Source organism: Castellaniella hirudinis (genome assembly GCF_047468865.1).
Taxonomy (GTDB): domain Bacteria; phylum Pseudomonadota; class Gammaproteobacteria; order Burkholderiales; family Burkholderiaceae_B; genus Castellaniella; species Castellaniella hirudinis_A.
On the sequence record NZ_JBLGTV010000013.1, the window covers coordinates 68,147 to 76,796 of the forward strand.

General features: G+C 57.2%; 7 protein-coding genes. 4 read left to right on the forward strand and 3 right to left on the reverse strand.

The window, feature by feature from the left end; translation table 11 throughout:
• Positions 1-204: 204 nt before the first annotated feature.
• The 3 genes from ACMHYJ_RS13980 to ACMHYJ_RS13990 form a co-directional block, all read right to left on the reverse strand.
• Positions 205-1,206, reverse strand: a complete 1,002-nt coding sequence (locus ACMHYJ_RS13980; RefSeq protein WP_414246796.1) for a DUF4351 domain-containing protein — start codon at positions 1,204-1,206, stop codon at positions 205-207.
• 413 nt (positions 1,207-1,619) lie between these two features.
• On the reverse strand, positions 1,620-3,347 hold the full coding sequence (locus ACMHYJ_RS13985; RefSeq protein WP_414246797.1) for an LTA synthase family protein: 1,728 nt from the start codon (positions 3,345-3,347) through the stop codon (positions 1,620-1,622).
• A complete protein-coding gene (locus ACMHYJ_RS13990) occupies positions 3,347-4,282 on the reverse strand; it encodes a glycosyltransferase family 2 protein (RefSeq protein ID WP_414246798.1) in 936 nt (311 codons plus the stop codon). The genes ACMHYJ_RS13985 and ACMHYJ_RS13990 overlap by 1 nt, the downstream gene beginning before the upstream one ends.
• An 89-nt stretch (positions 4,283-4,371) precedes the next feature.
• Between ACMHYJ_RS13990 and ACMHYJ_RS13995 the strand changes: the two genes are divergently transcribed.
• The 4 genes from ACMHYJ_RS13995 to ACMHYJ_RS14010 all read left to right on the forward strand — a co-directional run bounded on the left by ACMHYJ_RS13995 (position 4,372) and on the right by ACMHYJ_RS14010 (position 8,443).
• A complete protein-coding gene (locus tag ACMHYJ_RS13995) occupies positions 4,372-6,150 on the forward strand; it encodes a hypothetical protein (protein WP_414246799.1) in 1,779 nt (592 codons plus the stop codon).
• 106 nt (positions 6,151-6,256) lie between these two features.
• Positions 6,257-6,661, forward strand: coding sequence for a TadE/TadG family type IV pilus assembly protein (locus ACMHYJ_RS14000; RefSeq protein ID WP_414246800.1), 405 nt, complete (start codon positions 6,257-6,259; stop codon positions 6,659-6,661).
• Positions 6,651-7,274 carry a TadE/TadG family type IV pilus assembly protein gene (locus ACMHYJ_RS14005; RefSeq protein WP_414246804.1) on the forward strand — a complete coding sequence of 208 codons (624 nt, stop codon included), beginning with the start codon at positions 6,651-6,653 and terminating at the stop codon, positions 7,272-7,274. The genes ACMHYJ_RS14000 and ACMHYJ_RS14005 overlap by 11 nt, the downstream gene beginning before the upstream one ends.
• A gap of 2 nt (positions 7,275-7,276) precedes the next feature.
• Positions 7,277-8,443, forward strand: a complete 1,167-nt coding sequence (locus ACMHYJ_RS14010) for a TadE/TadG family type IV pilus assembly protein (protein WP_414246801.1) — start codon at positions 7,277-7,279, stop codon at positions 8,441-8,443.
• Positions 8,444-8,650 lie beyond the last annotated feature (207 nt).

Here is an 8,650-nt window from a genome sequence, read left to right on the forward strand (position 1 = left end):
CCCGGAAAAATCCTGACGGCTAAAAATGTCATGATTGTCGTGCTGATATGACCGTATCGTATTGGTGTCGTAAAACCTGCGCGGTTCAGACGGTCAATGTACTAACCGGGGGGGCAGTGCACGCCTTTGCCTTGTCAACGACATGGAGTGGTAGTTTTATATAAACCGGCGTGCTGCGGCACGGCGGCACGCCGGTAGCGCACCTTAATCTTTGAACACGTCATCCAAGACCTGGGCGTCCAGGATGTTCAACGACCAAGCTTCCAACTGGGCACTGTTGGCCGAACGGATTTTTTCATGGATGTCGTCGGCTTGTGCGCCAAAGCGGCGTTCGACCAAACGCAGCAACAGATTGGCCTGGCCTTGCTCAATGCCCATCTTCAACCCTTGCTGGGTGTACACCCGCTCGGCAATCGTCACGTAGCTCATTTCATGCTCCTGTGCCAGCTGCCGGGCAGCCTGCAAGTAATCGGTTTCCAGATCGGTGGGCAGGCGCACCACCCATTCCACCAGGCGCACCAGTTGACCAATTCGATCCCGGTCGTAGCCATAGCCGTACAAGCGTCGCATCAAGTCGATCAAGGGCCGCAGCCGCGTGGCCTTGTCCGGGTGGCGGGACGCCTGGATTTGCGCCATCACAAACACCGCGAACGGGTTGTGCGGAGCCAGGGCGTCCAAGTCGTCCAGCCGATTGGCCCATTGCCTTAATTCTACAACCGGAAAGACGAATTCGGTCTTTTGCGACAGGTACTTATCCCGGTGGGCCAACTGCGTGACCGGTGCTTCTTCAGCGCCGGGCTGGTCGATCAGTATCCCCAGGCTGTAGATAGGCGGCGGGGCCGCCAGACCCCGCCGGCGCATTTCACGAATCTGCAACAGCGTGTGGTACTGGAAGACGCGCCAGGAAAACGCCCGAAAATCCGCCTCGGTGGCCAGCCGCCCTTGGACTTCCAGGTGCACCTGCAAATACACAGGGAGCCCCGACAATAGCCGCACCTTGACCAGCTTGTCCACCACCTGGCGGCCCTGGGCTGGAACCGCCGCATGCCGGATGGCCTGCAATTCCTTGTCCAGGAACTCAATCGGGGCTGACCAATCCACCAGCGCGTATAAGTCCGGGGCCAGCAGCTGGATGGCCTGCGGGAAGAATAATTCCAGCGCCTCTTTCCAGGGGCTGTCGTAGTCGTTCACGGCGCGGGTGGTCATGGCGGGCATCCAGAACAGGGGCAGCCCATTGTGAACACCCGCCGGGCAAGCGGCCAGCCGGGAAAAATGCGGACGGATAAAAAGGTCACGGCGACCAGTGCCCCGCCAACGAAGCGGCTTGTCAGTGGACAAGACCCTTTCGAGCGAACAGGCTTATCCGACGAAATACCGCAGGATAGACCCACATGGCGCCACACGGCGGCCCTGCAAAGGCGTTTCGCCAGAAAAACCCCACCCAGGCGACCCCATCCAGGCCCTCTGGGCGCAACACGCTTGATCGGGCACCGCACCCACGACCAGGGCGGCGGCGTCACCCACAGCGAGAGGCTGGAATGCGCCCGAGCCCACGGGGCCACCCATCGGCGAGCGATTCATCCACGAGGATTGCGTGCCTTCATAAAAATCCAGCAGAATCAAAACAGCCTTTCCGCATAAATCCCTTCGGGAAAGAAGCGCCCCCATGGATTGCCCTTCTCGCCGGAAAAAACAGCATCAGGCTGTTGGCAAATACCATTGACAGAAGACCAGAACGCATTATCCCGCCCCTCGACCAAGCCGCTGAGTTCAGCCGGCAGACAGAACATCGGTTTATCATTCAAGCGGTCAACAAATTCCTTGGTTTCCCTGTCGCCCGCTGGCAGCCAGGCAAAAGCGCTGACACGAGCGCGCTCTTTCCACAAAACATAGCTTGGCTGCAGGACAAAACCAGGATTTCCCTGTTCTGCAATGGGGGCATCGAACAAGCGCGCTGGAAAAACACCAGTATTATAAAAAACGCGAGACAAAGCCGGTTTATGATCGCCAAATATAACAATAGCCAAAGGCCTTTTTCTGCCCTGCGCAGCAAGACGAATTCGTTTCAAGAATTCTCGCATATCTTCCATGCTTTCGGACAGACGCTGGCGATAGTCAGACTCTCCGAAGTCATTGTTTCTAACAGCATAATCACCATGCGTGTGCATCGTGATCAAATAAAGAAATACTGGCTGGCCGTTCGGGATTTTTTCGTAAAGATCAAGCGCGCTTGAATATAGAATATCATCTGAAATACGCAATCCATTCAACAGCATCCCACCGGGATCCATGTCATCTATAAAAACAGACTTCTGAAAACCCAATAAAGGATGCACAAAATTACGCCTCCAGAAATCCGATTTAAAGTTATGCAAACTCGCTGCAAAATAGCCCGCATCCCTGAACCGGCGAGGCAGGGTATCGCTATCCGTCCGATACCTGTCAAAAAAATTTTGATAATCGACACCTGGGAATACAGCGGAAGAAAGACCCGTTATGGTTTCAAACTCGGCCTCCGGTGTATTGCCGCCATAAACCGGGCTTAACAAAGAAAAAGGCATCAGGCCATCATCGGCCAACAGCTTCATCGACGTATCGAACCGCCCATCCAGCGTCGTAAAGCACGATTCGCAAAGAATCATGATCAGATCAGGACGGCTGGGCTGCAACGTGGACGGCAACTGCTCGTGACGATAGAAGTCATGATCCGATTTGGCGGGTGTCCTGATTGCCTCGGAAGTCATCAAAAGATGGGCCAGAGCGCCGTTCTTCCTGGAGTTAAAAACAGGATTCCATGAGTAATAACATATATGCGCCCGACAAAGAAACTCTCTGCCTTGTACAGAAACCGCCCCATCAGAAAAAGCAAACAGCCATATCAGCAGCATCAACGGCAACCCAAAAGGCAATCTGCCAAGCCATGACCGCCAGCCACGAACCCGATACTTCCAGCCAAGAAAAACCGCCAACGCCAGCAAAACAACCGTCACATACATGCCAACCGAGGCGTATCCCGTCAACGAAGCCGCCTGCCCCACTTCGACAAGATCACGGGCAGAAACAGGCACCCCGGTATGCCCGACCTTGATCGCATTCGCTTCGACCAACAGCGCTTCTGTCAATAAACTGCTTAACGCAGCGTATGCGGGGTGGATCAGGCAGGAAAAAGCATAAAAAAGAAATAACGAAAACAGAAGCTGGATCAAGACCCAAGAAGGCAGCCCGGCGTCATCGCCAAAAAGCCACAGCAAGACAAAACGACCGGCCAACAGCAAACCATAAGGAAGCAGATCCAGCCCCGCGCGCAAAATCTTTATGCTCACAGCCATGACACCGACACCAGCCATCAGCCCTTATGCATCAAAGGCACCGCCAGATACGCCAAGCGCCGGATTTCCCGCCGGGCGCGGGCCAGGGAATCCAGCACAACCCCCACAGCGGCCAACAGCAAGCCCACGATGCACAGCCCCGTCACCAGCACCGCCGTGGGCAGGCGCGGCACCAGCCCGCTGTGGGCATAGTCGATGAACAAGGGCACTGCCAGGCCCACCCCCAGCAGACACAGCAGCAGCCCCAGGAAACCAAACAGCATCAGGGGGCGTTCCAGCATGTACAAACGCAGAATGGTTCTCAGTATCCGAAAGCCATCCCGCCAGGTGGACAGCTTGCTGGCCGAACCCTCGGGCCGGGCGCCATACGGTGTGGGGAGTTCCCCCCAGGGCATGGCCATTTCCAAGGCATGCACCGTCAGTTCGGTCTCGATTTCAAAGCCTGCGGACTGTCCCGGGAAAGACTTGACATAGCGGCGCGAAAACACCCGATAGCCCGACAGCATATCGGTGAAAGCGCCGCCAAAGACATGGCGCACCGCCCCCGTCAGCAGGCGATTACCCGCCCGATGCCCAGGCCGGTAGTTTTCGGCCTGCCCCGCATCCACCCGGCAGCCGACCATCATGTCCAGATGCTGGTCGGCCAAGCCCGCCAGCAGGCGCGGCGCACTGGCCGCATCGTAGGTCGCATCGCCATCGACCATGATGTAGTAATCGGCCTCGATGTCGGCGAACATGCGGCGCACCACGCTGCCCTTGCCGCGCTGCGCCACTTGGCGCACCCGGGCGCCCGCCGCCCGGGCGATATCCGAGGTGCCATCCACAGACGCATTATCAAAGACATACACCTGGATACCCGGGATGACCGCCTGGAAGTCCTTGACCACCTGAGCGACGGTCAGGGCTTCGTTGTAGCAGGGGATCAGCAGGGCAACGCGGGGATTTGGTAGCATGGCGTGTTTTATGGAAGTAGCGGGTGAATATCTGCTGAATCGGCAGGCGGTCACCGAACCAAAACAGTCGGTACGGGTGCGGAAAAGCCATGTTACACAACTTGAATGCAAAAAAGACACTGATCCTGTCGCTGACCGCGATCGTCCTGGTATTGGCTTTCAAAGCATTCAGCCAAGCCCCCGCCCTGTGGGCGGAGCACCTCCCCAACCCGGACAGCTACACCAAGCTGGTGCTGGTGCGCGACTGGCAAGCCAGCACCGGCTATCAATACATGGCCCGCGACGGCGGCCCATCCGGCAGCTACTTGCATTGGTCCGCTGTTCATACCTGGGCCATGCAGCAATTGACCTGGGGCTTGCAGGGTTTGGGTCTGTCTCGGGACAAGGCCCTGCTGCTGGCGGGCGGAGGCCTGACCCTATCCAGCCTGATGCTGTTGTACTTGTTCGGCATTCTGGCGATCCTGCGCCAAGGCGGACGGCTGGCGGCCCTTGCCACCCTGCTGGCCTTGATGACCAGCCAGGGGCTCAACGCCTACGGGCAGCTGGTGCAAATCACCCACCATATTTTCATGCTGGTTCCACTGGCGGCGGCGGCCTGGCTGATACTGGGACAAGCCAGCGCCCAACAGCCATCCCTCGGTAAAACAAGCCGCACACAAAACACACGCGCCATTATTCGCCCCACCCTGCTGGCCGGTCTATGCCTGGGTCTGAGCCTCTGGATTTCCCCGGAGACCATGCCACTCATCACCGGCCTGGTTGCGCTGCAAACCAGCCTGCGGCTGCAATATCCCGACGGCAGCCGCTGCTGGCCGATGGCCTTGGGCCTGTGTGCGCTGCTGTTGGCTGGCTGGTTGACAGATCCCCCGCCCCCCACCTTCAGTCCTTGGGCACTGGATCACCTCAGCTTGGCTTGGCTCGGCTGGGGCGGCGTGTTGGCGCTGCTGCTGTGCCTGGCCGACCAACTGGCCACTTGGCCCGGCCAGACATTGATCAGCCGCGCAGGCTGGATCAGTCTGGCCGCGCTCATCGGCGGCGGGCTCTGGCTGACCCTGACCCCCGGGGCGCTGAACGGCCCGGCCGGCCTGCTGCCCACCGAGCTGCAAACCCTGTGGTGGAACCACATCAACGAACTTCGTCCCGCCGGAAAACCATCGGAAATCCTGGCTTGGGTGGCGATGCCGCTGCTGGCCGGCATCCTGCTGCTGCGCCAGTCCATCAAAATCCGCTGCCTGTGGTGGGGCGTGCTGGCGCTGACCGCCCTGGCCTATGCCGGGCTGGCCGCCTGGCACATGCGCATGGGTGCCGCGGCGGCTTTGACGGGGGCCTTGGCCTGGGGGGTCTGGCTATCAAAAAAAGCCGCCTTCCATCAGCAAAACCCCGGCAACCTGCCCGTACACACCCAGCACCAGGCTGCCCTGCTGCTGATGGCCCCGGTGCTTATCATGCTGTTGAGCATCCTGAGCGCGGCCATAGAAAAAAATTGGGATCGGCCAAACGATGCCCCCCAGGCATGCAAACTGGCCGATATCGCCGACAGCCTGAACGCCCTGCCCCCGACTACCGTGCTGATATCGTTGAACGATGGCCCGCGTCTGCAATGGTTTACCCACCATCGAACCCTGGCCGGCAATTATCATCACAACACCCAGGGCATCCTGAACGTCTACCATATCTGGCGGGCGCAGGACGACGACACACAGGCCAGAACCCTCGTCAAACAACAACACATCGGTGCGCTGCTGGTTTGCGCCAATGCCCAGGCCAAAGGGACGCGGCTGGCGGCGAGGCTGGCCCGGGGCGAAGCGCCGAACTGGGTGCAAACCCCCAAGACCATAGACGGATGGTACTGGTATCCGGTACTCTAAGCCTTGAGCCACCCATACAAATAATCTATAACACTCCAGCCATGACATGAGGCAACACAGGTCACTGTTTTCGACGCTGCGGCATCAGCAAACCGGCGTTGCAGCCTTGGAATTCGCCATTGTGGCCCCTGTGCTGTTTCTGGTGCTGTTCGCCAGTCTGGAAGTCGGTTTCATGATGATGGCCGACGCGGCCCTGGAACGCACCGCCAGCCAAGTCACCCGGCACGCCCGGATCGACCTGCGCGGGAGCTGCACCAACTCGCTCAAATCCGCCATACAAGACGGTCTGGCAGGTTGGGCAAAACCCAACAGCGTCCAGGTCAGCGCTCAGGTTCTGTACGCCAGCGACCCGGTGAATTTCCCCCAGACGCCAAATTCCTGTGGCGGCCCCAAAGACATGGTTCAATATCGGATCAGTTTCACCCAACCCATGTTCATCGGCATGCTGGGGTTCATGGGCATTGATCCCTTTACCTACCAGCGCACGGTCATTGTTCAAAATGAACCCTAAGACACCTCTGAACAAGCCGCCGCGCCGGCTGCCGGGCCTGCGCGCCGAACACGGCGCGGCCGCCATCGAAGCCGCCCTGGTCATCCCTATCATGATTTTCCTGATGCTGGGCATGGTCGAGATGTACCAATACTTTCGGATGATTGCCGTCGTGGATCGCGCGGCCTTCTCCGTGGCCAACAGTTTGGCCATGCAAAAAGAATTTACCTTGAACCAGGACATGGCTTGCACCAACCCGGGCGATCTGTGCACTTATGAAAAAATCATGCCAACACTGATGCAGCCCTTGGCCTATCGGAACGGTGGTTTGACGGTGAGTTTTTACACTTACGACCCGGATCACGACCCCGCAAACACCTGGCAACCCAGTTGGGGGGCCAACTGCCCCGCTGATAGCCATTGCGCAAAAGCCACGGCCGCTCCACTCCCCGCGAATGCCCCCTTGCCAATTGGGCGCGACCAGTTGATGATGGCCAAGACCAGCGCTGAATACCAGCCTTTTTCCCTAAGCAAAAACTTATGGTCTGTACTCAATGGCAACGATACCGTAACCCTGTCCTCCTTCGTATTTTTCCGGCCACGTAGTGCTCAAGCCGTCCCCTTGATCGAATAAACATGACCCGAAAAAACCCACAATACGCATCAGATCTTCACGCGCTGCACAGCGATCAGCAAGGCGCTGTCGCGGTCTCGTTTGTGATTTTTTTCATGCTGGCGCTGGCGGTATTCCTGTTTGCCACAGACTTGGCACGCTACAACGTCGTCAGTACCAGGCTATGGAATTCGGTGGATGCCTCCCTGCTGTCGGCAGCCAGCAAATACCATGACTTCAAGACTGAACCCAATCCAGACAGCCTGCTGAACAACGACGCCAACCATTTTTTTCTGTCGAACCTGCCCGATAAATACCTGGATTCCAGCATTACCGGCACCCCCGACACAGCCATCATCGACGATGAAAAAATCCTTAGCATGCGGGCGGAAGGAAAGCTGAACTTATTCAGTGGCCACCTCCTTCCAAATAATTTTTTCTCTTTACATGCATACAACGAAGTCACTCTGCCTGCAAGCGGGCCCAGCGGATTCGATGAAGAATCATTTTCGGTCGTGCCGCCCCTTGGGTATGACTATAATTTCCCGCCCATCCCTTCCAAAGATAAAAGCGTAGATCTCTACTTGAACGCCTTTTATGACAAATGGGACGCCATGAGAGATGTGTTCTACGACGGAGGCATAACCGCCTGGCATTTTGGATCCGCTATTCCAGGAAAAGAGCTGACGTCATCGCAGTATCTTCCCATCTGGACTCAAGCCGACAGGCAACTCATGCCAAGGCTGAACAGGGATTTGAATTCAATCAGCGTTCTTGATCTCTCAGACCCATCGTGGTATGGCGATAAAGTCATCAACCAAGGAACCAGCACCAGTGTATATGGCGAATCATTGCATGGAGAACGCCTGGTCATGACATTCATTGAATCCGGCACAAGCAATTTTTCAAAAGACATCTCAGAACTCAGCATCCCCTTGGTCTGCTCTGGATCGTGTCCAAAAATTCGAGCCGCTGTATTCTATGGCAATGACCAGATCACGAGCGAACCTCAGATCTTCACTAGCAAACAAAACGGTGACACCATCAATATCAAGGCCACGGCAGGAAAGGGTACGATTTCCCGGGTGGTCATCGGGACTGAAGATGATGTCGGCGCTTTTGCCATCGGCACCAACATCCAGACCGGCGAAGGCAGCGGCGAAGAGGGAGACCTCCGTCTATCCAAATAGCAAAAGCCAGGCTTTTATCCGCTGGTGAAAATTCGTGACATGCGGCGGACAACAGAATCGTGAGGCCATTTATTTTTTGACCGCCGCCGCCCCCACGCCCCGTTGCAATTTGGCCTGCTGATTCCTTAAGTAGTCAGCCCTGAAATATTCATTTCGACAATCAGGAACCACTTCACGCCGCCAGAAGTGCCGGCGGTATTGAGCTGA

Excerpts from the sequence above, each read along its gene's own strand:
- ACMHYJ_RS13990 (WP_414246798.1), bottom strand. The coding sequence starts at position 4,282 with ATGCTACCAAATCCCCGCGTTGCCCTGCTGATCCCCTGCTACAACGAA.
- ACMHYJ_RS13995 (WP_414246799.1), top strand. The coding sequence starts at position 4,372 with ATGTTACACAACTTGAATGCAAAAAAGACACTGATCCTGTCGCTGACC.
- ACMHYJ_RS14005 (WP_414246804.1), top strand. The coding sequence starts at position 6,651 with ATGAACCCTAAGACACCTCTGAACAAGCCGCCGCGCCGGCTGCCGGGC.
- ACMHYJ_RS13980 (WP_414246796.1), bottom strand. The coding sequence starts at position 1,206 with ATGACCACCCGCGCCGTGAACGACTACGACAGCCCCTGGAAAGAGGCG.
- ACMHYJ_RS13985 (WP_414246797.1), bottom strand. The coding sequence starts at position 3,347 with ATGGCTGGTGTCGGTGTCATGGCTGTGAGCATAAAGATTTTGCGCGCG.
- ACMHYJ_RS14010 (WP_414246801.1), top strand. The coding sequence starts at position 7,277 with ATGACCCGAAAAAACCCACAATACGCATCAGATCTTCACGCGCTGCAC.